This is a genomic window from Mariniflexile litorale, from assembly GCF_031128465.2.
Taxonomy (GTDB): domain Bacteria; phylum Bacteroidota; class Bacteroidia; order Flavobacteriales; family Flavobacteriaceae; genus Mariniflexile; species Mariniflexile litorale.
The window spans coordinates 2211799-2238592 of the sequence record NZ_CP155618.1 but is presented as its reverse complement, the minus strand read 5'-3'; the positions used below and the strand labels follow the sequence as shown (position 1 = coordinate 2238592).

The window sequence follows — 26794 nt, the reverse complement described above, 5'->3', positions numbered from 1 at the left end:
ACTTATTTTAATTGGTTTGTTATACTATTTAAGAGCTTTATAAATAAAATTATCAAATACCACTTTACCTTCTCCAAATGCAAATACCCCCGCACGAAGATTTAAAAACTCACCAAATGAATTATGATTAAATCCACTAGCTTCTATACTTCGTTCTAATCGTTTCCAATCTTTACCATTAGCACTGTAATAAAAGCTCACTTCATTTTCATCATTTAAAATGCGTAAAAATCCGTGATTTCCAAAAGTATTGGCTTCACTTATTTTTTTTCTTTGACGATTGTAAACCGTAAACTTATCTTTCGTTACAGAAATATGCATGTTTGCAACTTCATTATAATACAAGCAAAGTCCCGCTTCAACACCCTTATCAACTGTATACTCTATTTGAACCTCATATTTTTTATCTGAACTATTAACAGCCAAAGGGAAACTATCTTCAAACGATTTGCCTTTTGCTTTAAAAACCATAGCACCATCCTTAAAATCAATTCTATCGGTATTATAATCTTTATAAAATTGCCATTGAAAATTTAATGTTTCATTATCAAAATTATCGCTAAGCTCATATGATGTACTTGACGGTTTTAGATTAGGAGCAACAATTTGGTCTGCAGCATTGACTCCATCAGGCACTTTAAACCAACCATCTTCTGTCCATTCAATAGGCAGCATGAGTGTTTGCCTGCCAAGTGTTTGAAAGTGTTTTTCATAGCCATGATATACAATCCACCAATCTCCATTTACGTCATCCACTAAAGTTCCATGTCCTTGATTCCACCAACGTTCACTTCTATTCTCTGTATGCACTATTGGGTTATAAGGTGAATTCTCAAATGGACCATAAGGCGATTTTGACCGTGCAGAAACAGCCATGTGGGCAGTCGCTGGTCCAGCAGTTCCTCCTTCTGCTGTTGTCATATAGTAATAACCATCTTTTACAGTTGATTTTGGTGATTCTAAACAAAAACACTCGGTAATCCATTCTTTGGGGAATTGCCATCCTTCATAATTAGAAACAGGCGCTTCGGCTATCGCCAGTCCATCGGCCGTTAACTTTACAATGTAACCCTTAGAGAGGTACAAATAACGATTGCCTTTATCGTCTAACAAATGACCTGGATCTATATAACCATTCAATTTCAAATCTACGGGTTCACTCCATGGTCCTTTTGGAGAGTCGGCATAAACCACCCAATTCGTTCCTCCCGCAGGGAAATAAATATAATATTTATCATTAACGTAAACGATATCTGGAGCCCAAACAGATCCTATGTTTTTGGTTATAGCATATGAAATGCGCTCCCAATGAATCAAATCTGTTGAATGCCAAATTAAAAGCCCTGGATAATAATTAAAAGACGAATGTGTCATATAGTAATCTGCACCAACACGAACAATAGAAGGATCCGCATAATCACCACCTAGTATAGGATTTGAATATGTGACTTCTTGAGTTTCTTTTTCCGTATTTGTCTGATCTTTTGTTTTGTTTTTACAATTTAATAAAACAAGGGGGATTAGAAATATAATTATTAAAACGCTTGTAGATTTTAGTTTTTTCATTCTCTTTAGTTAATTAATCCATTCAATTTTTAATAAAAAAGCGTCTTGAAAATATGATTTTATATTAAAACTATTATTATGAAACATAACTTATTCATAAAAAAATATTAAACAATCACGTATGTTTTATAAGAAGGTGGATTTATATGTTCTCCTTATATCGGTTTAATCTTAATTTATTTGATAATTTTGTTATTAACTTCTACATTAGAAAAAGTAACACCATCTATAATACTTTTATCATAATCACTGTTTTTCGCTTTTATTTTTAAATTTTCAAAAGCAAAGTTTGATAAACGGTCATGTTCCGTTATTTTCATGTCAAAAAACACATTACATTCTAACTCAATGTTTTTTAATGTAATATGATCTGAATAAGATAAAGGCACTTCTTCCTTTCCTTTTAAATCGAAGAATTGTGTCCAAGGTTTTATATATATCATGCTATTTGCATGTCCTTTTATGTTTTCAACAGTAATATACTCATATTTTTGAGGTGTATCTGGTCTCATTTTAAGCCACAACAATCTTTTAGCATCTTGTACGGTACAATTTCTCATAATAATATTTTTATTATGAATAGATTCACTGCCACAAGTAAGTGCCGAATGACAAAAACCAAAGTTACAATCTTCAATAATAATATTGCTATTTCCTCCATTATTATCATCAGCATCTGCCCATGGACCTTTACCTCCTTTTAAGGCGATGGCATCATCGTTAACTGCCATATAGCACCCTTTAATTAGCACATTATTACAAACATCGATATCGATAGCGTCAGTACTTGGTGCTTTTACAGGTTTGTGGGGTGAGGTAATATGTACATCAAGTACTTTAACATTATTACATTGGTAATAATGGCTACTCCAAAATCCTGAGTTTTTAAGTTTCACATCTTGAACTTGCACATTGTTAGAATTCCAAACAAAAACTAAACGGGGTCTGGAAACTTCTAAATTTGTACACTTTGGATTTTCTGCTCTTCGTTGCCAAAAGGCTTCCCAGTATTTAAGCCCATTACCATCAATAGTTCCTGTTCCTGAAATAGTAAAGCCATCTACTCCATAAGCATTTACTAAAGCGGGAAAATAATCGAGGTTTTGCCCTTCCATTCGAGAAGGCATTATGGGGTAATTTTCAATAGCGTCCGATCCTTTTAAAACGGCTCCTTCAGATACATATAAATGTGTATTTGGTTTAAAAAACAAAGCACCACTTAAAAAGGTTCCTTTAGGAATTATGATTACGCCACCACCATTGCTAGTAGCTTTATCAATAGTTTTTTGAATGGCAGTGGTTTGTAAAATTGTACTATCATTAATTACACCAAAATCTGTAATTACATACGATTTCCCTAATTTTTTATAATCTACTTTGGTTACATCTCTAAACCAGTCTGGTATTTTGGTGCCGTCTGGAAAAAAATCATTATCGTTTTTTTGAGCGCAAGAAAACTGAAGCATTGTTATGATGCAAAAGATGTGTAAAGAGATGTTTTTCATTTCAAATATTTAAATTATTTATTATTATAAGATTGAATATAATTAATCAACAACTTCATATTTCTAATATAAGTTCCTGTTGAAATATATTCTTGATTTGTAGTGTCTGGATAAGGTGAAGTATCTGTTTCATCACCAACTCGTGTCGTTGCATACGCATGGGTTGTTTCGGTATTTACACCATCACCAATATAAGGATTACTTATAAAAGCCCGGTCTGAAAGCCAGCGATTTTGACTATCAAGTTGTTCAACCACCTCAACAATTTTAGATTCATCAATTTTAAAATTGAATATATGTCTATTTAAATCGTAAAAACTTTGAGGGGTTACTTTATGCTGAAATTGTTGCGGCTTTAAAGGAGAATCTTGGGTTACTTCTTCAACTGAAAGCTTTAAAATTTTTTCATATTCATCTTTCAATTCTTGAAGATTAACAAACCCTTTTCCGTAGTAGTGAGAAAGCAAATTTTTATCATCTTCATCTACATAATACCTTCCATATTTCGCATTAGAACCTTTACGATGCACATAAATTGGTTTATTTGTTTTAATATCTACAAAGGTTGGGTGGGTACGATGGCCTTCTATTTTATCTATTGGAAGTTTTACTTCTTCTAACCATTTAATGGCTTTTGGTATACCTTCAAGAAATTGCTTATCTCCAGTTAATCGATAAAACTTTATTAAAAGTAGTGCGTTTTCACAAGTTGCCCCTGGTAAAAATGCCGCTGGCTCATAAGTTCTGGCACTTGTAGCTTCCATTTTCATATTTACTTGTTGCCCCCAAGCTCCACAACTTGCTTGTGATATTTTATAAAACTTCATCCCTCGAGAAATAGGATCCAGAAAGCGCTCTTGCCCTAATACCAAATAGCACTGCATCAGAAAATTGATATTTTCCCATATAACATCATCATTAAAGGTATAAAACGAGGAGTAGTCTGGAAACCCTTGTTTATTAAAATCATATTTTAACGGATAGCGCTGCGGCCACCCTCCGTTAATATATTGACTTTTTAAAATAAAGTCTATAGCTTTATCTAACGCTGGTTTATAAGTGGGATCCATTTTCTCCAAATACATCCTTAAAAGAAACCGAGCAGCATCGGTGGTTACATCATCATCAAAGGTGGAGTTCCCATAATAATGTTGAAATTCTTCTAAGCGCCAGCCATTTTTTCCTATGGTATTATACCATTGTTTAAGCGAACGATCTCCTGCAAAATCAATCATATAATTCCAACCACCTTCTGGACTTTGCCCCCAAATAATGGCTCTTGCTGCTTTTTCGGCAGCTTTATAATAGTATTCATTTTGAGTTACTCTAAAAGCATCTAAAAAGACATGTCCCATGCTAATGGTTCCTGGATGTTGAAGCCAAATCATGGTTTTATAAGCCTCCATTTCTCCCCATTGTCGTGAAAAATCGGGCATGTAATACCAAACATACCCGCCATTGGTACTCACATTTTCTACCATAAACTCGGTAGCTTTTAGCATGGTTCCAAGAACTCGTTCTTCTGAAATATTTTGTTGAGCCTCCAATTTTGACCCTAAAATAAAGAACGAAAAAACAAGTAATATGTAGTTAGTTTGTCTCATTAATCATTTCTTATTCTTTTATAACTTAAATGTCATAAAATCATATGGTCTGAGCTTTTTCGAAGATATTTTTATTTTATAAATATTCCCTTTAAACCAAGAACGCTTATTCAATCGAACCCCAACAGAACTTTGTCCTGTTTCTATAGGTCTAAAAGAAAAAGGTTCTGTTAATTCAAGCTTTCCATTAACATAAGTGCTAAGACTGTCCTTGGCCACTACAAAAGCCACATGGTACCATTTGCCTAATGGATGAATTAGTTTTTCATCAATTAGAGCTAACTTATTCTCACCAGAGGCAGCAAAGCCATCAAAATACCAATTACCATCTATAGCTCTTATTTCGAGTAACATTCTATCCCCAGACACTTCTCCCAAGTGAACTACACGTTGTTCAAAATCACCATCTATTGAAGGGTTAAAAATCATTTCAATGGTAAACTCTTCCATTGATTCTATAGGTAATCTTTCTAAAAAAAAAGCATCCTCTACACCGTTAAAATATACAGCATCACCATAAGGAGAACTTACTATTTTGGGTTTTCCACTTACTTGTATGTCGTCAAATTTCTCATTTATCATACTTGAAATTAACCATTCCAAGTTTTGAGTATTGTTCAAATCTCCTTGTTTGTTTTGACTATTAGAAACAAAAGTAATACACAAAAAAAGCAAATAAGTTTGTAAGATTAATCTCTTCACTTAACAACGTTTTAGAATATTTATAATTCATTAGTAATCCATTGATTATTCAATAAGTTTAGTGAAACAAAACCCATAAAATGCAATCGATTACTCAAATATATTTAAAAAAAGTTCCGTGTTAAAATTAAATGTGTTAAAATGGGATAAACAACTTTTAAATAGTTAATACTTTTGATAGAATTATTTCTTGTTTTTTACTTTATACCCAAAAATTCTAGAATATCGTCGTATTTCATATCAATGCTCCCATAGCATTAGTAGAAATGCCTCTCCAACTACAAACATAACTAACCAAGAAGAACCCGTTTCTATATTAGATTTTTCATTTATAAACTTGTTACTGCTTAATAACTCCCGTAGCTCGTAACACAAAACGACACAATTAACACAACCAATCCAACAAGTAGAATAACATAGGTTTCTTTTTTAACATTTTTCCATTCTTTCATAATCACACCTACTATGTAACTAAAGAAAATAAGCATAGACATGTGTAATACCCAGCTAGCAAACTGATACGCTCCCATTTTTACATGCCCCAATCCGTAAAAGAAAAATTGCAAACACCATAACGAGCCTGTTAGAGAAGACAATAACCAGTTTCTAAGAAGGTTGCTTTTAGTTTCTCTATTTTCGTTTTTATTAGGCAAAAATTCTATTATCGTTTTTTGTTTAAAACCAACAACGATATACCATATAAAATTTACAATAAAACATCCTAAAGTAGACACTACGAGTTTCGCATTTCCTTCAAATTGTCCAGCACCATTTTCGGCTGCCATATCTGCAATAGGCTGTCCGTATTCTAATGATAAATTAAACACTCCTGATAGGACTCCAGCAATAATGGTTAACCCCAAACCCAACATCATATTAAACCCTGCTTTATTTAGCTTTTCTTTTGCCAGATCCTTTTCTTTTTTAAAGCCAGCCCATCCACAAATAACAACGCCTACGATAGATAATAGCATCCCTAAAAGCACAATACTACCTCCTGGTTTCGTAAAGAAATCTCCCAAACCACCAAAAACCATTAGCGGCATGATAGTACCCACTACGGCTGAAATACCAATAGCAATCGTATAGGTTAAAGAATAGCCTATGTGATTTATAGCTTTACCAAAAGACATCCCTCCAAAGCCATAAATACCGCCTAAAAAAAGAGCCATCCAAAAAGGTTTTGATGGAGCATCTGCTATAATAGAAAAGAAGTTTGGCACCGTTAACAATGCTAATATTAAAGGCACTATTAACCATGCAAAAATAGACTGTGCTAACCAAAACGTATTCCACGACCACCCCTTTGTTTTGGTGCTAGGTAAATAACAACTTGCTGCTGAAATACCTCCTACTGCATGAAGAAGCGTTCCTATTAAAGAATTTGGTGTACTCATTTTAGTCTAAATTTAATTGGTTAGTTGTAAGATTTTAAGATTTTCTTTTCACGAGAAGCAAATGATCACAAACCAATACAACTTCGCCTTTTTGATTGATGATTTCTACATGTTCAGTAACCGTACCCATTTCTGGTCTTTTTGCATCTGCTTTATCTGAAATGGTAATTTCTGAATGAATCGTATCACCAATATGCACTGGTTTTACAAAACGCAAACGGTCGTAACCTTTTGAAAAGGCTTCTGGGTTTATTTCTGATGCTGTTAGACCAATTCCGATACTAAAAATCATGGTGCCGTGTGCTATACGCTGTCCGAATGGCTGTGTTTTACACCATGCTTCATCCATGTGATGCGGAAAAAAATCACCTGTATGTCCAGCATGCACTACAAAATCCGTTTCGGTAATGGTTCTTCCTAAGGTTACTCGTTTTTCGTTTAATTGATAATCTTCGAAAAATGTTGATTTGAAATACATAGTCTCTTTATTTATTGAATCGTTGAATTGTTTATTTGTTAAGTTGTTTTTATAGTTCCATTGTGCGTTAGGGATTGTAGTGAAAATCCTTTTGCTTTTTCTGCAAAAGATTGTAGCGTAAAGCCCGACCCTTGTGGTAACGCCCTAATTCAAATCCTCAATTTCAACACCTCCGTTGTTATTGCTTATATAACATGCCTCAACCACTTTCATGGTATTTAAAACATCTTGAACACTCGCATGCAACACTTTATCTGAACCTTCTTTAAAACGCATTAAGTTTGACATAGTACCGACAAATGCTTCTGGAAACCATGAACCTTCTAAATTAAGCATTTTCCATTCATAGGCTTTTCCTTCTTGTGCTATTGCATATTCAAAAGCATCAGGTAAGCCCTCTGGGTAATTCATAAGCAAACCCATTTTTGCTATAATAGCGCCTTTGGTTCCTTCCCATTTGATGTAGCTTTCTTCATGTTTCTGTCCAAAATTATGGTCGTGGTTGGTGTTTATTTTTACACTTAATGTATCGCCATAATCTAGAATAATGGTTGAACGGCATGAGGATAAATCTTTTAAAGGATGCTTCCACGTTTTTGCCATAACTGCTTTTGGATTACCTAAAAAAGAGCGAATACAATCGATATAATGTACACTATGAAATAAGATTTCTAATCGTGGGTGTTGTTTAATTACTGGGAATAATTCCCAAGGCGTGTTTACGGTAACTTTAAACTCTAAATCGTACAAATCACCAATAAGTCCTTGATCAATCATATTTCTTGCAGCACTTACAAACGATGCAAATCGCAATTGAAAATTGATGGCTGCCACCAAATTTTTCCGTTCGCAAACTGCAACAATTTCTTTGGCTTGCTTATAATCATTACCCATTGGTTTTTGAATGAGCACAGCTGCTCCATCTGGTAATTGTTCTAAAATTTCTATGTATTGGTCTGGCAACACGGTAATATCGTAAACCGCATTATTAGGAGCATGTTTTACAGCTTCAGCAACATTTTTAAATACATTTGGAATGTTATGCGCTTTTGCCATATCATGCGCCTTAGACATGGTACGATTTGTTATTCCAAACACCTTAAATCCTGCCATTTTATAAGCTGGTAAATGTGCATCTTTTACAATACCGCTAGCACCAATAATGATAATGGGCTGCTCAGTTTCTGGCAATAATGGTTTGTAAGTAACAGTCATTTTATATTATTTTTTGAATGTTCTTTTGAGTTTCTTCTAACAATTGAGCTGAAGGTATTTTGCTATCAATAGCTTTTAGTACCATGTAATCTATTAATTCAGCTACTTTTGGCCATACAGGAGTTTGTGGCAGCGTTAGTGCATTTTCATGAAGCATGCTTAACTTGTGATAATACGGAATGGTTTTATTGATTTCAGTATCATTCCAAGTAGATTTTCTACAACCGATACCGCCTTCATTGGTTAACAGTTTATCACTTTGAGGTGTCGTCGCAAATCTTAAAAAATCGTAAGCTATATTTTTATGTTTGCTCCCCGAACCTATGGTATATAACCAATAGACATTTAACGAAGCTGAGTTTTGGTTTTCATCATGTGGCAATTCTGCAATATCAACCTTTCCTTTTACTTTGGAAGCTTCAATAACTTCGCACATGGATGCAAACCCAAACCAATTTATTGCCATAGCTGCTTCTCCAGTTGCGAATGCCATACCTGCTTCTACCGAGCCAAATTCTTTAGATTTGGGATGTGTTGTTTTTGGATTGTTTACTATGTGTCTGTAAAAATCCAATGCTTGAATTGCCTCTAGTTTGTTAATATTTATCTGATTATTGTCATGTAATAACGAACCGCCACGTGTCCATAATTGTAAGCAAAAATCGAATACCATGTTGTGACCATCGGGATAGTTTGCAAAGACGCAACCGTAAAGATTATCACTTGGTCTGTTGAAAAATTCAGCTATTTGAGTGAATTGTTCCCAAGTTTTTGGTGGTTGCAAATCGTAACCATATTGATTTTTAAAGTTTTCTTTTTCTGAAATATCTTCAAATAAATCCTTTCTATAAATTAAACATTCTGGCCCATCGTGAAATGGTAAGCCGTAAACTTGATTATTTATTTCTTGAAGGTGCAATAATGATTCATGCCAACCTTCTGGAAAATTTTGAGGTGGATTTTGAGCAATTAATGGTGATAAATTTTCAACGGCCTTAGAATTTACAGCATCAAAAATCCAGTCGGTGTTTATGTGAGCAATATCCCAATCGCCATTTTGCAAGCCTTTTTTAGTGAGCGTTTCTTCATATAAATCGTGAAGTTCCAACGGAATCATTTCTGCTTCCATATTTAAATTATTTTCAACACTAAATGCGTCCCACAACTTTTTTAAAGTCGTTTCAAAAGGTTCAAATTTCCGAACGGCGATTCTTATCTTATCCATTTACATTAACTCCTTTAAAATTTTCTTGTTGTGCTCACCAAGTTTTGGCGAACCTTTTTCAGAAATAAACAATTCACCATCAATTTTTATAGGACATCTAGTTGTTTCATACGAATACCCATCGCCCATCGTGACTTTCTGAACAAAATCTAAAACTTTAAATCCTTCTTCCTCAAAAAGCTCTTGATAATTTAAAACCTTAGCACACCAAATATCGGCAGGTTCTAAAATGGCTAGCCAATAATCTGTGTTTTGGGTTTTAAGATGTGTTGCTAATACTTTTTTAATCTTATCTCTTAACCCAAATTTATTTTCAGAAAATTGCAATAAAGCATCACATTTTAAAAGTTGTGCCAACACAGGAATAGACCCCATAGCCAAGGCTAAAAAACCATTATTGGTTTTATAAATGCCGTACGGCGCGCCTAAATACGCATGGGCATTGTTGCTTTTGGTTCGTACTGGTAATTCGCCGCCATCGTTAAAAAACGTGGTGATGGTTTCGAACTGAAAATCGATAGCAGATTCTAGCATACTCACCTGCACCAAAGCACCAGCATCATTGACTGTTTTTCTATACAACGCCGCTAAAATACCTTGTGCCAAATGAGCACCTGCCAACATATCGACAATGGATAATCCCATAGCCACCGGACCGTCATTTTGGTTGCCTGTTAACCATGTTAAGGCAGTCATGGATTGTAACAATAAATCTTGACCGGGTTTATCCTTTAAATCGGGATGATTGCCATAACCTGAAATTTCAGCATATATCACTTTTGGGTTGATAGCTTTTACATCATCATAACTTAAACCAATACGTTTCATAACATCGGGTCTGAAATTATGCATCACGACATCGGCTTTAGCCAATAATTTCTTTATGATTTTCAAATCTTCTGCATTTTTAAAATCGGCTGCAAAGGATTCTTTATTTCTATTGATGGTATGAAAAATAGACGACTCACCATTCATTATTAAATCGGAAGTATACAGCGTTCTGCAGATATCACCTGTTCCAGGTTTTTCAATTTTAATAACTCTAGCTCCTAAATCTGCCAAACGTAAACTCGCTGATGGTCCAGACAAAAACTGACTAAAATCTACTATTAAATAATCTTCTAATGGTTTCATTAATTATTTAAAAATTGTTCGTAAATCTTCTCATTATCTTCTCCTACTTTTGGTGCTGCTTTAGCACTACTTAAAATAGTTTCATCAAACTTTATTGGAAGTCTCGTCGTTAGCATTTCTTTTCCTTCAAAATTTTTAACGGTTTGTTTCAACTGTAAATCGTTGATGAAAGGTTGGCTATTTAAATCGTTATAATCTGACACTTTTTCACACCACATCCCTTTTTCACGCAAAGCTTTAATCCAGTAATCTGAATCTTTGGTAATTATTTTTTTACTTAATATTTTCCGAATGGCTGCACGCGACCTAAACCATGTTTTTTTATTGGTGTATTTGCTTAAATCAACATCAAGAATACTTCCTAGTAAAAGTAAATCGCCCATTGCCAATGCTAAATAGCCATCGCTGGTTTCGTAAATTCCGTAAGGCGCACTTAAAAAGGCGTGAGCACTACCGCGAACATTTCCTCTATCGGCTAATTTGCCTCCATTGTTTAAAAATATGGTGATGGCTTCAAACTGAACATCTAAAATAGACTCCAACAAACTCACCTCAACCAGAACACCTTTTCGAGTTTTAGCTCGTTTAAGTAACGCTGCTAAAATGCCTTGAACAAAATGATTACCACACATTAAATCGGCCACCGCCAAACCAAAAGGCACAGGCCCTTGACTGCTTTTTCCACTCAACCAAGTTAAACCCGAAAGCGATTGTATTAATAAATCTTGTCCCGGTTTTTTTGCCCAAGGCCCTTTTTCGCCATAACCAGTAATAACACCGTAAATAATTTTGGGGTTGATGGCGAAAGCATCTTCAAACGTCAAGCCTATTTTTTCCATAACGCCTGGGCGGAAATTATGAGTCATAATATCTGCTTTAGCGATTAGTTTTTTTACTTGCGCTAAATCATCTGGATTCTTTAAATCGGCAGCAAAGGATTCTTTATTTCGGTTGATGGTATGAAATAGCATACTACTTTCATCTACAAACAAATCTTTAATACTTAATTGTCTGCAAGCCTCTCCTTTTACAGGACGCTCAATTTTAATCAAACGTGCGCCTAAATCGGCCAATTTTAAACCTGCCGAAGGACCCGCCAAAAATTGGGCAAATTCTAAAACCAATAAACCTTCTAATGGCTTCATATTTGTTTAATGTGTTAAAGATTCTTTATAGATTTCATTCATCTTATCTACCGCAGCTTCTATGGATGTTTTTCCAGAAATAGCTTCATGAATTACAGGACTTGCTTCATCTTGAAAATGCATATAGCCATAATATTGCGGACGCATGGTAGCTTCATCTAAAGTTTGTAATGTATCCTTAAAGAAGTCTTTACATTGTTTATTCACACCTTCATCTAACCATGACTTTCTATGTCCTGGTTGCCCTCCAAATTCGAAATACAAACCTGATTGAACCTTTTCTGAAGCTATAAATTCTGCATACTTCATGGCAATTTCAGCATGTTTTGTTTTTGAAGATACTGCAATACCAGCACCTCCTAAGGTAGAACGCAGTCGTTTTCCATTAAAAGTTACCAAACCTCCTGCTTTTAAAACATGGTCGGCATAATTCTTTTTCGAATAATTTGAATAGCCATAATTGAACGGACTGTAAATAATATCATTGGTTTGCGTCATGCGTTCATAAACCTTAATAGGATTCATTTCTAAACAAAACGACGGTGCTAAATCTAATAATTCTTTATAGGTTTTGATGGCTTCAATCATTATTTGGCGTGGTGCCACTTCCGTTTTGCTTTCAAAAACCTCAGCTCCTAAGGCAATACACATCATAAAATGATGCATCAACGTATCAATTGGTATGGAAGCAAACGCCACTTTTCCTGTTTTTGCCAACTTCATCAACTCTTCCCAAGTTTTAGGGATTTGCACATTGTATTTACTTACCAAATCTTCTCTCCAAGTTGCAATGGGTGTTGCAGCATCAGTTGCCAACGTCCATTGCTTACCATTCACATGATAACTAGCATGCGATTTTCCAACGCTATTATTGGCTAATTCTTTTAAAAATGCAGCATCTAAATAATCGTCAAAAGATAATAACACTTTATCCCTTGCAGCAATTGACACATGTGGATTATCCATAATCAGCAAATCGTAATTAGCTGTTAACTCACCTAAAGAAGCATCTGCAAAAGCTTGTAACGAGCGTTTTTCCCATGTAATTCTTACATCAGGATTTAGCTCTTCAAATCGTTGTGCTGTTGCTACTACCGAAGTAAAACCCCGCGTATGATTCCAAGCGATTCCTTTTAATGTTATCATTTATTATTTCTTAATCAATTTAGATATACTAATTTAATAATCCTTCTGGCCATTGGTAACTACCCGGTTTTATGGTAATAAACCTGTCAGGGTTTTTATCATATTGCATCCGTACAACACCAAGAGCTAACTCTTCAATAGGTGTAAACGACTGCCAATTTAGTTTTTCAAGAACATCATAAGCGGTTGCACCACCTTCAATAAAAAGTTCGTTAACGCTAGAAACTTCTAAAAATCTTTTTGCTACTAAACTCATTCTGTTTTTCAGGTTTAAAGACCTATTTTCAAATTGAATAACCGTATTGGAAATTCTTAAAACGATTTTTTTATTTTCGTTATAAATATTAGACATATTCACTACAAAGTCATTTATAGCAGCCTCACTAAACTCATGCTCTAAAAGACTTTTAGTAAAAACAATTAAAGGACATTTTGCAATTTCAAGAGTTTTTGAAAAACGGATACTTTCGGGATGTGCGCTTCCTGAAAGGAGCATATAATTTTCTGAAAAGCTTTGTGTTTTATTGTTTATTTTCGAAGTTACTAATCTCTTTTTAATGAGAAATTGTTCAAAAAAAGCAGCGCTTCCTCCAATAATCATCTCTTCATTATATAAATTAATACATTTTGATAATGCTTCTACAGAATCACAATCTGGAATAAAGATGCCTTTTGAATTTATAGCTTGAAAAACACCTGAAAAAACTTCAACATGAGATTTCTTGGTAGTTCTATCCAGAACCAGATTTTTAACCTGTGATGTTTTAGCAGGGAAATCTGGATCGGCAGCAAATCCAGTGTTTTCTATAAGATCATTATTTACCCAGTAAATTCCCTTTTCAATACAACGACTCCCCTCTGGATTTGAAGGTTGCAGTAAAATACTATTTTTCTCTGTTACATCTATTAATGCTGAAAGCTCCGTTAGAACATGACCACGCAATACCGAATCGCATTTTTTAAATATAGTATAATTTTTTTTTGAAATTATTTCTTCGGCTAAATGAAAATGAACTTCATACGCTTCATCCTCTGTCATCGAACGCGTATCTGTTGCTATAATATTAACAGTCGCTTCTTTTTCAGGAATGGTATCAATTCCAAACGAAACATCTAATCCATAGCGAAGACATATTCCAGCCATTTCAGCTGCACCAGTTAAATCATCTGCTAAAACAAAAATCATTATTTTTTGTGTTTCGCCATAACAATGGCATAATCAATAGCAACTAACATAGCGTCTGCCGAAGCAATACCTTGTCCCGCAATCTCAAAAGCGGTTCCGTGGTCTACTGAAGTTCGAATAATAGGCAAACCCAATGTAATATTTACACCTTTTACACTTTTCATTGTTTCCTTTTCATTATCCCATTTAAAACCTTCTAGTTTAAAAGGAATATGTCCTTGGTCGTGGTACATGGCAATACATCCATCAAATTTTCCTTGAACCGCTTTAACAAACATGGTGTCTGGAGGAAATGGCCCTTCAACGGTATAACCTAATTTATTAGCTTGTTCTATAGCTGGAATGATTTCATCAACTTCTTCATCACCAAATAATTGATTTTCACCTGCATGTGGATTCAATCCTGCAACAGCTATTCTTGGGTTTTCTATTCCGAACTTTTTACAAGCATCATCCAATAAAGTGATTACCTCAAATACACGGTCTTTTTTACATAAATCGCAGGCTTGACGCAACGATACATGGGTGCTTACGTGAATGACTCTAAAGTTTTCGTCAGCCAAAAGCATGGCGAATTTTTTGGTATTTGTATAATCGGCATAAATTTCGGTATGCCCTGAATATTTATGTCCAGCTTTATGAATAGATTCTTTATTTATAGGTGCTGTAACGGTAGCATCAATTTTGTTGGCTAAGGCTAATTCGATGTTTTTTATAACCGCTTCAAAAGCTGCTTTTCCTGCCATAGCTGTTACAACTCCTGGTTTTAACTCGCTATTATTGACATTCTTTAAATCGAAGACATCAATGGTGCCATGTTCAAACTTGGCATCATTTACATTTTCAATGGCGTTTATTTTTAATGATGATTTTAATGCATTTACTTCATTTTGCATGGTTTCAGCATCACCAACAACCAAAGGACTACATCGACTGTAAAGGTCTTTTAATGCTAATGTTTTTATAATTATTTCTGGGCCAATTCCTGCTGGATCGCCCATCGAGATTCCTATTTTTGGTTTCATTTTGTTTCTTTTTAAAGCAATTTCTCATAAATCGCTATAGCATCTTCTCTAGTAACTTCTCGTGGATTATTTTTTAATAATCGCGTTACTTTCATGGCGATATCTGCTAATTCTGGCAATACGTCTTCAGTAATACCAATTTCTGTTAATCGTTGCGGAATATTACATCCTTTTGATAAGCCTTCAATTTTTTCTATTCCAGCCCATGCTACTTCTTCATCTGTACCTATCATAGTTACTCCTAAGCCACGTGCTACTTCAGCATGACGCTTTGGATTTGCGGATAAATTAAAACGCAATACTTCTGGCATTAAAATGGCATTTGAAAGTCCATGAGCAATATGGAATTTTCCACCCAATCCATAAGACAATGCATGAACTGCCGATGTATTTACAGGCCCTAAACACAAACCGCCATACATGGAGCCTAACAATAACGCAGAACGTGCCTCTATATCATTTCCATTTTCATATGCTTTTTGAAGATTTTCAGATATAAGTTGGATTCCTTTTAATGCATAGGTATCAACCGTTGGATGCGCAAATTTATTGGTGTAGGCTTCAATACAGTGCGACAAGGCATCAATTCCCGTTTCGGCTGTTAATTTAGCTGGTAAACTAATCGTTAATACAGGATCGAGATAACAAGCATCTGGCACTAAAAACGGACTAATAATACCACTTTTAGCTTGGGTATCTTCGTTTAATAAAATCGCATTAGGTGATACTTCACTACCCGTTCCTGATGTTGTTGGAATACAAATGAGTTTTATTTTTCTTCCATTTAAAAAACCTATACCAACTATATCTTCTAATTTTTGGGTGTTATTTATTAAAGCTGCTAATAATTTTCCACAGTCTAAAACACTGCCGCCTCCAACTCCTATAACACAATCAGGATTGAATCCTTCGCACTTTTCCAATAATGAATTGAACTGGGCAAAAGTGGGCTCTCCCAAAAACTTATATTCTACACATATGACGTCTTTGTTTTCTGACTGCAAATTTTCTATTATTGAAGCAACAGCATCAAGTAACGGTGTTGCAACCAAGAAGAGTATTTTGTTTGAATGGGATACTATTTGCTCATTAGAAAGTTCCGCTAATACATGTTCTCCAAATACAATTTTTCCGGGTTGTAATAATGTGATTGAATTCATTTTTAAAATTAACTACTACTAAATTAGTTCTTTTGTTTTAAATATCCGTAGAATGTTAAACTGTCATCTACCTTTTCAGACTTAAATAAAAAGCTAGCAAAATAACCTACTACCAATACTATTAAATGACTATAAACCCCTAACATATATTTATGCTGCGGAAAATTATAGTTTCCTAAATCTAAAATTACTGCACCACCAATTTTTGTGGTTGTTAATACGGCATAAGCTGTAAAAGCGACACATACAGCTAAACCTACATACAGACCTTGTTTATTAGCTCTTCTTGAGAATAATCCTAAAAGAAATATTCCTACGATCCCTGCTGAAAAAATAGCGTACAATTGAAATACAACACCTAGAACACCTTCACCATCCCAAGCTGCATATAATAACGCTACTCCTGACATGGCTATTCCTGAAAACAAAACTAATAAGCGACCCACAACCAATCGGTCTCTATCCGTACAATTAGGCTTGAAACGTTGGTAAAAATCCTCTACACCAATTGCTGCTAAACAATTCATATCAGAATCTAAACTAGAAACTGCTGCTGCGATTAACGCTGCCAATACTAAGCCAACAGCACCAACTGGTAACTCAGTTCCTATAAAATAAGTAAAAGTTTGATCTGCATTAATACCTTCAGGTAATGCAGCGCCTCCAGAGTTATAAAACACAAACAACAACGAGCCTATTAACATGAACAATGCCCAAACTGGTACACTAGCAAACACTCCAATGTAGGCTGCTTTTTTAGCATCTTTATCGTTTTTGGCTGCTAAATATCTTTGTACGATGGTTTGATCGGTTCCATATTTTTGTAATGCGTAAAAGGCACCGTTAACAACTAATACCCAAAAAGTTAATTCAGTAAAACTAAAATCATACGGTCCGAAATCTATTTTTTTTCTAGTTACAGCTTCACTTAGCATGTCTCCTGCCCCACCTTCATAATTAAAAAGTAAAATACCTACGCACAGCAATCCGCCTCCTATTAATAAAAAACCTTGAATAACATCCATCCAAATTACAGCTTCCATACCACCAAGTAGCGTTAGTAATATAATAATAACACTAAGCATTAAAATATAAGTAGTCACGTCTAAACCCGTTAAGGTTGCCAAGGCTAAACTAACTAAATAAAGCACCGTACCCATTTTTGAGAAGTGCGTTAATATAAAGGCGACAGAACTGTACATACGTGCAAACACTCCAAAACGACGCTCGAAATATTCATAAGTACTTAAACGAATCACTTTACGGAATAAGGGTACAATAATCCATATTAACCCCACCAATACAATGGGAACCATTAAACCTTGCACTAATAAAATCCAATTTGATTTATAAGCCGCTGCCGGATACGCTAAAAAAGTAACACTACTTATTAAAGTTGCGAAAATAGAAATTCCAATTGCCCAAGCCGGTATGGTTTTACTTCCTGAAAAATACTGGTCGGAGCTTTTTTGTCTACTTGCAAAATAAAAGCCAGCTCCTAGTGTAAATAATACAGATACGATTACTATAACGATATCTATCCAATGAATGTTTAGCATAATAATTTAGTTTTTTAGTTGGTTTGATTTATTCCACCTCGGTTAATGGTGGCATCATGGTTTTGTTGCATAATTCTTTTTTATGCATCAATGATTTTAAAACTGCTAACGATTCGCCTAAAGTTTTATCTTTTTGATATTGTTGCGCGACAATATCTGTTTCATTTTGCCAAGTATCACAAATTTTCCAATCTTCATTTAAAGCAGCAGCATATAATTTCTTATACATTTCTGGCACATAATTTCCTGTACTAGGTACAATACCATCGGCTCCAAACTTCAAACTCCCTGCACTTTGTGCTCCCCAGCCACAGAAATATGAGAATTCTGGATTGTTTTTATATGTTTTGATGAGAAACTCCATACGTTCTATATCACGCTCAGAATCTTTTAACCCCCAAATATTTGGATGTGAAGATAACTCGGTTACCACTTCCAATGGAATGGTCATTTGAGTTGTGGCTTTGATGTTATACATCATCAGTGGCCCATGGATTTTATCTGCTAATGTTTTATAAAAATGAGCCATTTGTTTAGGAGTTAAACCATAATATGATGGTAATGTTGCTACCACGCAATCGGCACCCAAATTGATATATTGATTACCTCTTATTATCAAATCCCCCACTTGATTACCTACGAGTCCCGCATAAATATTTTGATTTTCACCTTTAGCTTTAACAGCCGCTTCAACCAATCTAAGACTTTCCAATTCATTAATTGAACTACACTCGCCAGTAGTACCTAGCACCAACGGGTGAATGCCATTTTCAGCAAAAAGTGTTACAATACGTTCAACAGCAGTAACATCAACTGTATAATCTTTATTAAGCGGTGTTATCATTGGCACCACAACTCCTGAAAAACGTTTTTGCATAAATAACTTCTTTAATACAGTTAAAAATCATAATATAACGTTGCTAAACATTACAATATAAAATGTGCAATATTGGGAAATTAAAAATACTTCTATACTATTTTTGAGCGGTGACCGATTTTATAAATTAATTATTGGTGTTAATAGTCGATTTTTACTACAACAGGTAAGCTAACAACTAAAAGCTGAAGTAAAAAAAATGAATATTTTTTAGTAGATATTCTTATTCTAAAAAAGTTAATTTATATAATAATTTTAAAGATTTCCAACCTTTTAGAGTTTACGATTACAGAACAAATAACATATACTATTTGATAGCTCTTAACATTTAAAATAAATTTGAACTTACCAAAAAAGCATTTAAAGAACATTCGCTTTATTTTTATATACTTTAGTTTTTGGGGAGAAATAAAATAATAAAAATAATATTTTTTTTAATTGGTCCCCAACGTTATTACGTAATAGATTATAGGCTTTTGTGAGATGCCCTTCAACTGTTTTGGTGGATATGCTCAAATGTTCCGCAATTTCAATATTAGTTAAACCCTCCATTTTACTTAAAAGAAATATTTCTTTACATTTTTTAGGAAGCTGCTTTATACCCTCATTAACAATCGCTATTTTTTTCTCTATTAACTCAGAATTTTTATCATCAACACTTTCATTAATCGCTTCCACATAAACCTTTTCTAGAACAGAAATTGCTCTATTTTTATGATACTGATTAATAAATTCATTATATGCTGTTTTATATAAAAAACTTTTTATGGAATAATTTCCATTTAGGCGTTTTCTGGAAGCCCATACTTTAAAAAAAACATTTTGAACGATATCTTCTGATTGAGCATGATCATTTGTCAAACTCAAAACATAAACAAACAGAAGCTTATTATACGTATTTATTAAATATATGTACGCCTTCTCCTCCCCTTTTTCAAGGTGATTTATTAGCTTATTATTATCTTTATAGATGTCTGACAATATCAAAAATATTTATTATTTATTATTAGATTATCAAATATTGTGAAAAATAATAATAAAATATGAAAAAAAACACATAAAAAGCAAGGGTTATTAAAAACAGCTTTGTAATAGTATTAGTTATCTTAAATTGTATATGATTAAAAAAATAGAAAAACTTATAGTAAAATACATAACTAAATCAGCAACTAGCAGTGATTTGGATAAACTTTCTGAATGGGTTAAAAACCCTGACAATGAGCAGATGTTTAAAGATTATATACAAACACATTATGCCATAACTTACAACGTGAATAATCCAGAAGAAAAAATAGCTATTGAAAAATTCCTTGGAACTATAAAAAAAGAAAAATCAATAGTTTATAGGTTAAAAAGACAATCTATACTTAAATATGCCGCCGCCGCAGTGCTTATTGGAATATTAACATATTATTCTACAAATTCCCTAGACACTAACAGTCCTGCAACAACAACTCCTGTTATTATTGTTAACAATAGTAATAACAATGTAGAGACGGAAAGAAATAAAGCAACTCTAACTCTTGAAGATGGTACCGTTATAGATTTAGAAAAAAATAAAACATATCAAACTGATAGAGTAAATAGTACTGGTAAAGAGTTAGTTTATAAAACAGAAAATACAGCGAAATCTGAAGTCACTTATAATTATTTAACCATTCCTAGAGGTGGACAATTTTATGTAAAGTTATCTGACGGAACTGAAGTTTGGTTAAATTCTGAATCGCAACTAAAATATCCCGTCGCCTTCATTGAAGGTATAAGTCGTGAGGTTGAATTAGTTTATGGCGAAGCTTATTTTGACGTTTCGCCTAGTACAGATCACCAAGGTGCTAAATTTAAAGTAGTAAATCAAAATCAGGAAGTAGAGGTTTTTGGTACAGAGTTTAACATTAAAGCATATAAAAATGAAGATGTTATCACAACTTTAGTTGAAGGCAAAGTAACTGTAAGCAATTCATTTTCTAAACAGAACTTATTACCTAATCAACAATCTAAATTAAGCTTAAAGAATAAAAACATCACTATTAATCAAATTAATGTTTACAGTGAAATCTCTTGGAAAAAAGGCATTTTTAGTTTTAAAAGTAAATCCTTAAAAGAAATTATGACAACGTTATCAAGATGGTACGACGTTGATATATTATTTACAAATACTGACCTCGAAAAAATTAAATTTAACGGCGTACTTAGCAAACAAGATAACGTAAAAGAAATACTAGAAACAATTAAAAACACAAACTTTATAAATGCCTATGAAATAACAAAAAACAAAATTATTATAAAATAAAGACAAAGGGAACAAAGCTAGTACCTGGACAGTAAAACAGCTTCATCCCCCTTTTTATTATTAACCAATTAAAACTAAATGTTTAATCAATTAACAAGCAAATTTATGCAAATTAAACTAACTAACGTTTTTTCTTTCCCTAAGAAAAAAAATTTAAAACTAATTATGAAAACTTTTATACTCTTGTTTTGTACAATAGTTTTTAGTCTTCCATCAGGCGATATTTTTTCGCAAAACAGTAAAATTGAAATAGATAAAGACAAGATTGTAACTATTGATGAGATTTTTGATTTACTAAGAACACAAACTAATTATACCTTTATTTATCAAGAAGATCTTTTTAAGAACGCACCTAAAGTGCAAATAAAAAAAGGTAGTATTAAAGCCAATAAATTACTAAAAGAGACTCTTTCTAGTGGAAATTTTAATTTTGACTTTCATGACGACAATAAAATTGTTATTACCAAAGTTAAGCAACAAACACAAATTAGTGGAATAGTAACCGATGGTAGCGAATTGGGTGGTCCACTTCCAGGTGTAACCGTGATTGTTAAAGGAACTTCCAATGGAACCTCTACCGATTTTGATGGAAGTTACACTTTAAATAATATTGTTCCAAATGCCGTATTAGTATTTTCTTATGTTGGTTATAAAACACAAGAAGTAACAATTGGCAACCAATCATCTGTTAATGTAACTTTAGAAATAGATATTAGTCAATTAGATGAAATTGTAATTGTTGATTATGGCTATGGAAAAATAAAAAAAACAGACATGACAGGTGCTTCTGCTAGTATTGGTAGCAAAGAACTTGCAACAATTCCAGTATCAAGTGCTGCCGAAGCGCTTTCTGGTAGATTGCCAGGTGTAAACGTAACCACTGCCGATGGAGAACCAGGCTCAACAGTACGAATTAGAGTTAGAGGGGGTACGTCCTTATCTCAAGACAACAGTCCTTTATTTGTAGTAGACGGTTTTATTGTTAGTGGTATTGATGATATTCCTGTTAATGATATTGCTACTATTGATGTTTTAAAAGATGCTGCAGCAACTGCCATCTATGGTGCGCAAGCATCTAATGGTGTTATTGTAGTAACTACCAAGTCTCCTGTTGCGGGAAAAATATCTGTAAGTTATAATAACTATTATCAATTTAACGAGTTACCTCAAGACAGAAAATATGAGGTTTTAAGCCCTTATGAATTCGTTTTAGCCAATTACGAATACGAAGCCTTACAAGGAGAAGCAGCTATAAAAGGGTTTGAAAAATATTTTGGAAAATATGATGATATTGAACTGTACAAAAACAGAAAAGCAACCGATTGGCAAGATGAACTATTTGGAGGTTCTAGAGTTTCTGAATATCATAACTTATCTATTGGAGGTGGAACTGAATTAACAAAAGTGAATTTAAGTTTATCACATAACAATGATGAAGGGTTACTTACTGGCTCCGGCTATCAAAGAACAGCTATCAACTTTAAATTAAACCAAAAAATTTCAGATCGTCTTTCTTTCGATGCACAAGCCAGAATAACAAATTCAATAAAAGACGGAGCAGGAACATCAAGTAGCCAACTAAGTATTAAAGATGCTGTTCAAACAAGACCTGTAAATGGTATTGCAGATGAGTTAGATATTGACTTAAATCAAGTAACTGATAATGACGATTTTCAACAATTCCTTTTAGGGTTAGTAAATCCTAATGAGTTGGTTAAACAAGATTGGAGAAGGAGAACAGAGCATGATTATGTATTAAATGCGGCATTAACTTGGGCTATTACAGATGAAATTACTGCAAAATCATCATTTTCTCGTTCTAAAGGATTTCAAGAAGATTTGAGATTTTACGGTCCATTAACTGGTGAATCATTTAACAATGGGGGTAGTTTACCACTAGGACAAAGAACAAATAAAGAGGATCATTCATACCGCTGGATTAACACTTTAAACTATAAAAAAGATTGGGGAGAATCAAGGCTAGACGTTTTACTTGGTCAAGAGATTTCTTCAAGTGGAGGAGAAGACCATTTTATAAGAGCAGAAAATTTCAGATTATCGGTCACTCCTGAAGAATTGTTTGCTAACATGCAGTTTGGTGATGTAGATAGAATTGATGGTGGAGTATTTACTGATACTAATAGAAAATCTGTATTTGGACGATTTGATTTCCAATTACAAGACAAGTATGTTTTTACACTTACCGCTAGAGCAGATCAATCAAGTAAATTCGCTAAAGAAAACTCTTTAGGTATTTTTCCCGCATTAGCTTTTGCTTGGAAAATAGACCAAGAAAATTTTATGCAAAATGTAGACTTTGTAGATGAACTAAAATTAAGAATAAGTTATGGTGAAACGGGTAACGATAGAATCAGCTCTGGTTTAACACAATTCCTCTTTAAAGCTGAAACAAACAAAGGTCCTGGTTTTGGAAATAAAGACAATCTTTATTATACACCCGACAGTAGTACTTTATATAACCCAGAATTAATATGGGAAACTACAGTAACCAGCAACTACGGTTTGGATTTTACCATGTTTAAAAGACGCTTAAATGGTAGTTTAGACTATTACGAAAATGAAACACGCGATTTGCTCTATACACAAGCCATACCAACAAATACTGGTTTCAATGAACAATATGCTAATATTGGTAGTACAGCAAACAAAGGGATTGAACTTGGCCTAACAGGTTATATTATTGATACTAAAGACTTTTCGTTATCAGCTAACTTCAATATTGGCAGAAATGTACTTACTATAGAAAAATTAGATGGTACACAAACAAAATTTGCACAATCTGGATGGGCTGGTACCGATCTTAGAAATAGAAACGATTATCAACTTGAACTTGGTGGTAAAATTGGTAATATGTATGGTTTTGTAACTGAAGGCTTTTATTCAGTAGACGACTTTGAGAGCTATGATGAAGTAAGTGGTAAATATATACTTAAAGATGGTGTAGCTGATGCTTCAGGCACTGTAGGTGGAGCTTTAAGACCTGGGTCACTTAAATTAAAAGACTTAGCGACTTTAGTTGTTGATAGTGAAGGTGTTCCTGTTTTAGATGCTGATGGAAAAAAAGTATATGAACAAGATGGTCAGATTAACGATGACGACCGAAAAATAATTGGTAATGCATTACCAGACTTTCAAGGAGGTTTTGGTTTTAATGTAAGATATAAAGGTTTTGATTTAGCTGCATTTTTCAACTATCAGGTTGGAAATGATGTGTACAATACTGGTAAAATACAATTCAACCAATACAGAAGAATTTCTAATGGCAACCTGCTAAGCACCATGAGTTTAGATAACAGATTTACATATCTTGATATTGATGGCTCTTATACTGGTACTCCTGGCGGTATAGTAACCGATCTAGAACAATTAAGAGACTTAAACCAAGGTAAAAATATTTGGTCTCATGCCAGTCATGGTGTTGCCGCCGCAGTAATACATGATTGGGCAATAGAAGATGGTTCTTTCTTAAGACTGAACAATCTAACCTTGGGTTATAGCTTACCTGAAAAATTAATTTCTAAAATGGGCTTATCTAAATTTAGAGTGTTTGCAACAGGTAGAAACCTACATATATGGACTAAGTATTCTGGGTACGACCCAGAAGTTAATTCTAATAGTAATCCTTTTACTCCTGGTCTTGACGAGTCTTCTTTTCCAAGATCACGTTCTTACACCCTTGGAGTTAACTTAACATTTTAATAAAAAAAATAATCGATATGAAACTTAAACTTTTTTTAGCTATTATACCTCTTTTGTTAATAGCAACTTCATGCGACAAAGATTTTTTAGAGCCAGACTCTATATCTACATATAACCCCGAATTTATCTATTCAAATGTTGATGATGCTAGAAATGGCGTCAATGCTGTTTATTCTTATTTTAATCAAGATGCATTTAGATCAAGGTTATCAAATAATTTCGCAGGATCAACCGATATAGAAATTGGATACCATAATGCTGAATATGATAATGGTAGACGTGAAATCTGGAATCTGGACGCACAATCATCTAATGGCGATTTAAACGCTGTATGGACCTATGCTTATAGAGCTATTAGGGATGCGAACATTGCCATTGAAGGAATAAACAATAGTGGAAACCTAGAATCTGAAGATGTATCTATAAAGAACAGTTTCAATCAACTACTAGGTGAAACATATACTTTAAGAGCCTATTGGTATAGTATGTTGGCCTATTATTTTGGAGATGTTCCTTATGTTATTGAAGCCCCTGTAGCTGGTGCTGATTTCTTTTATCCAAAAACGGACAGAAATGAAATTCTTACTAAAGAAATTCAAGCTTTAATTGATGTTGAAGAAAACATGCAATGGGCCGATGCTTTACCATACGGGATTGAGCAGGTAAATCGTGAGTACACCTTAGGTATGATTGCTCGTTTAGCACTACAACGTGGTGGCTATTATCTTAAACCAGAAGGAGAGTCTGATTATAATATGGTAAGAGATAACGATTATTTAGACTATTATACCATTGCTAAACAATACACCAAAAAATTAATAGATTTAAAAGATAGACCATTAACATCAAACTTTAGACAAATATTTTTAAATGAAAATCTGTTTTTAACACCCGTTAATCAAGAAATTTTATTTGAAGTTCCTTTTGCTAAAGGCGGTGGTGATGTAGGTTGGAATATTGGTATTAAAGTTGATGGAGGTACCAATGCTAAACATGATTACGGTTCAGGAAGTAATTATATGGCTATACCTGCAACTTACTACATGTCATTTGATAGTAAAGATACTCGTAGAGAAGTAACTTGCGGACTTTTTAGAGTTACTCAAGAAGATACACTAGCACATGCAGGAATTGGTAATATTTCTCAAGGAAAATGGAACAGACGTCTATTGCCAGAACCTCCAGGAAGAGAATCTGCTAAAGGTACAGGCATCAACTGGCCAATGCTACGTTATGCTGATGTACTATTAATGTACGCTGAAGCTGAAAATGAGTTAAACGGACCAACCATTGAAGCTCAAGACATGCTTAAGAGAATTCGCCAACGTGCTTTTGATCCTGCGGATTGGAGTACTAAAGTAGACCCTTATGTTGCAAGTGCAGCAGCTTCTAAAGAAGCCTTTTTTAATGCTATTGTTGACGAACGCGCATGGGAATTTGGAGGTGAAATGATTCGTAAATACGAATTAATACGCTGGAATCTTTACGCCGAAAAAACCCAAGAAACTGTTAATGGTTTAATAGAATTAGCAGACAAAGCATTTGTAGGAACTGGTACTGGACCTGATTACATGTATTGGAAATCAGTAGATGGTAAATTTGTAGTATTAAATCCAGATACCAAGGTTCTAGCTGCACCAGATGACACATGGTTTCGAGAACCCTTTTTAATTGGACTACATGACGATACAACCACCTACTCAGAATTTATTTTAAATGATTATAACAATTATTATAATGGCCCAAAAGCAGGTGTAGCAAGATACATATTTCCTATACCTATAGTAGCTATTGATAATAGCCAAGGAGCTATAAAGAATAATCAGTACGGTTTTGGAATTTAAACAAAAATAATATACT

The 26794-nt window shown here is 33.9% G+C and carries 20 protein-coding genes; 3 read left to right on the top strand and 17 right to left on the bottom strand.

What is annotated here, in order from left to right:
- Nucleotides 1-24: 24 nt before the first annotated feature.
- The 17 genes from QLS71_RS09270 to QLS71_RS09190 form a co-directional block, all read right to left on the bottom strand.
- Entirely contained in the window at nucleotides 25-1566 is a 1542-nt protein-coding gene (locus tag QLS71_RS09270) for a family 43 glycosylhydrolase (protein WP_308991042.1), read from the bottom strand.
- A 176-nt stretch (nucleotides 1567-1742) separates the two neighbouring features.
- Nucleotides 1743-3071 (bottom strand): glycosyl hydrolase family 28 protein, encoded by a 1329-nt coding sequence (locus QLS71_RS09265; RefSeq protein WP_308991043.1) that lies wholly within the window; start codon nucleotides 3069-3071, stop codon nucleotides 1743-1745.
- A 14-nt stretch (nucleotides 3072-3085) separates the two neighbouring features.
- Entirely contained in the window at nucleotides 3086-4675 is a 1590-nt protein-coding gene (locus QLS71_RS09260; RefSeq protein WP_308991044.1) for a pectate lyase, read from the bottom strand.
- An 18-nt stretch (nucleotides 4676-4693) separates the two neighbouring features.
- Nucleotides 4694-5377, bottom strand: a complete 684-nt coding sequence (locus QLS71_RS09255) for a LamG-like jellyroll fold domain-containing protein (RefSeq protein WP_308991045.1) — start codon at nucleotides 5375-5377, stop codon at nucleotides 4694-4696.
- A gap of 347 nt (nucleotides 5378-5724) precedes the next feature.
- Complete coding sequence (locus QLS71_RS09250) at nucleotides 5725-6774, bottom strand: L-rhamnose/proton symporter RhaT (RefSeq protein WP_308991046.1); 1050 nt, start codon at nucleotides 6772-6774, stop codon at nucleotides 5725-5727.
- A gap of 34 nt (nucleotides 6775-6808) precedes the next feature.
- The gene (locus tag QLS71_RS09245) at nucleotides 6809-7252 is read right to left on the bottom strand and encodes a MaoC/PaaZ C-terminal domain-containing protein (RefSeq protein ID WP_308991047.1); all 444 of its coding nucleotides are present in this window, start codon (nucleotides 7250-7252) and stop codon (nucleotides 6809-6811) included.
- Between the two features lie 144 nt (nucleotides 7253-7396).
- Nucleotides 7397-8467 carry a Gfo/Idh/MocA family oxidoreductase gene (locus QLS71_RS09240; RefSeq protein ID WP_308991048.1) on the bottom strand — a complete coding sequence of 357 codons (1071 nt, stop codon included), beginning with the start codon at nucleotides 8465-8467 and terminating at the stop codon, nucleotides 7397-7399.
- 1 nt (nucleotide 8468) lies between these two features.
- Nucleotides 8469-9692, bottom strand: a complete 1224-nt coding sequence (locus QLS71_RS09235) for an extracellular solute-binding protein (protein WP_308991049.1) — start codon at nucleotides 9690-9692, stop codon at nucleotides 8469-8471.
- Nucleotides 9693-10826, bottom strand: a complete 1134-nt coding sequence (locus tag QLS71_RS09230) for a CaiB/BaiF CoA-transferase family protein (RefSeq protein ID WP_308991050.1) — start codon at nucleotides 10824-10826, stop codon at nucleotides 9693-9695.
- Nucleotides 10826-11971 (bottom strand): CaiB/BaiF CoA-transferase family protein, encoded by a 1146-nt coding sequence (locus QLS71_RS09225; protein WP_308991051.1) that lies wholly within the window; start codon nucleotides 11969-11971, stop codon nucleotides 10826-10828. The genes QLS71_RS09230 and QLS71_RS09225 overlap by 1 nt, the downstream gene beginning before the upstream one ends.
- A 6-nt stretch (nucleotides 11972-11977) precedes the next feature.
- Nucleotides 11978-13117 (bottom strand): extracellular solute-binding protein, encoded by a 1140-nt coding sequence (locus QLS71_RS09220; RefSeq protein WP_308991052.1) that lies wholly within the window; start codon nucleotides 13115-13117, stop codon nucleotides 11978-11980.
- A gap of 28 nt (nucleotides 13118-13145) precedes the next feature.
- On the bottom strand, nucleotides 13146-14303 hold the full coding sequence (locus QLS71_RS09215; RefSeq protein ID WP_308991053.1) for a four-carbon acid sugar kinase family protein: 1158 nt from the start codon (nucleotides 14301-14303) through the stop codon (nucleotides 13146-13148).
- Nucleotides 14303-15328 (bottom strand): 4-hydroxythreonine-4-phosphate dehydrogenase PdxA, encoded by a 1026-nt coding sequence (pdxA, locus tag QLS71_RS09210; RefSeq protein WP_308991054.1) that lies wholly within the window; start codon nucleotides 15326-15328, stop codon nucleotides 14303-14305. The genes QLS71_RS09215 and pdxA overlap by 1 nt, the downstream gene beginning before the upstream one ends.
- An 11-nt stretch (nucleotides 15329-15339) precedes the next feature.
- Nucleotides 15340-16488: an iron-containing alcohol dehydrogenase gene (locus QLS71_RS09205; protein WP_308991055.1), complete on the bottom strand. Its 1149-nt coding sequence runs from the start codon at nucleotides 16486-16488 to the stop codon at nucleotides 15340-15342.
- A gap of 23 nt (nucleotides 16489-16511) precedes the next feature.
- The gene (locus QLS71_RS09200; RefSeq protein WP_308991056.1) at nucleotides 16512-18047 is read right to left on the bottom strand and encodes a sodium:solute symporter; all 1536 of its coding nucleotides are present in this window, start codon (nucleotides 18045-18047) and stop codon (nucleotides 16512-16514) included.
- Between the two features lie 28 nt (nucleotides 18048-18075).
- Nucleotides 18076-18924, bottom strand: coding sequence for a dihydrodipicolinate synthase family protein (locus tag QLS71_RS09195; protein ID WP_308991057.1), 849 nt, complete (start codon nucleotides 18922-18924; stop codon nucleotides 18076-18078).
- A gap of 360 nt (nucleotides 18925-19284) precedes the next feature.
- Complete coding sequence (locus QLS71_RS09190) at nucleotides 19285-19905, bottom strand: sigma-70 family RNA polymerase sigma factor (protein ID WP_308991058.1); 621 nt, start codon at nucleotides 19903-19905, stop codon at nucleotides 19285-19287.
- Between the two features lie 136 nt (nucleotides 19906-20041).
- On the opposite strand from QLS71_RS09190, the gene QLS71_RS09185 reads away from it, so the two are divergent.
- From QLS71_RS09185 to QLS71_RS09175, 3 genes are all read left to right on the top strand, one after another.
- Nucleotides 20042-21214 (top strand): FecR domain-containing protein, encoded by a 1173-nt coding sequence (locus tag QLS71_RS09185; protein ID WP_308991059.1) that lies wholly within the window; start codon nucleotides 20042-20044, stop codon nucleotides 21212-21214.
- 165 nt (nucleotides 21215-21379) lie between these two features.
- Nucleotides 21380-24934: a TonB-dependent receptor gene (locus QLS71_RS09180; RefSeq protein WP_308991060.1), complete on the top strand. Its 3555-nt coding sequence runs from the start codon at nucleotides 21380-21382 to the stop codon at nucleotides 24932-24934.
- A gap of 17 nt (nucleotides 24935-24951) precedes the next feature.
- On the top strand, nucleotides 24952-26778 hold the full coding sequence (locus QLS71_RS09175) for a RagB/SusD family nutrient uptake outer membrane protein (protein WP_308991061.1): 1827 nt from the start codon (nucleotides 24952-24954) through the stop codon (nucleotides 26776-26778).
- Nucleotides 26779-26794 lie beyond the last annotated feature (16 nt).